The organism is Enteractinococcus helveticum (genome assembly GCF_001657475.1).
Classification (GTDB): domain Bacteria; phylum Actinomycetota; class Actinomycetes; order Actinomycetales; family Micrococcaceae; genus Yaniella; species Yaniella helvetica.
The window spans coordinates 1-399 of the sequence record NZ_LXEY01000023.1 but is presented as its reverse complement, the minus strand read 5'-3'; the positions used below and the strand labels follow the sequence as shown (position 1 = coordinate 399).

1 protein-coding gene is annotated in these 399 nt (G+C 38.3%); it reads left to right on the top strand.

Going from position 1 to position 399, the window contains the following annotated elements; all coding sequences use genetic code 11:
• Positions 1 to 196: 196 nt before the first annotated feature.
• On the top strand, positions 197 to 399 hold a 203-nt coding region (locus A6F49_RS14370), incomplete at its 3' end, for a methyltransferase domain-containing protein (RefSeq protein ID WP_150119519.1).

Genomic DNA, 399 nt, shown 5'->3' with positions numbered 1-399 from the left:
ACTATACAGACCCAGTTCTCGACAACGTCTCACAGCAATAGTTCTATGAATTGCTATTGCTCAGCCACGAGCTACGAAAGCATTTTATGTACTACGCGACATGCAAAGTCTACAACTGAAACCAGTTTATGAGACGATCTTTACAGAGAGAAAAGCAGAATAACACACAAATCAGCGTATAGAGGAAGTTATGTTCATGCAAAATAGAAATGATTTTATAGAAAAACTATTAGACAGAGCTCAAATTGAAGAAGGCATGCGTGTACTGGATATAGGTTGTGCGACTGGTGAGGTCACTCAATTAATTGCAAAACGTGTGGGGGCGAATGGTGAAGTCGTCGGTGTTGATGTGAATGAATCATTACTTAAAATTGCAAATGAAACCAATCAATATAACAA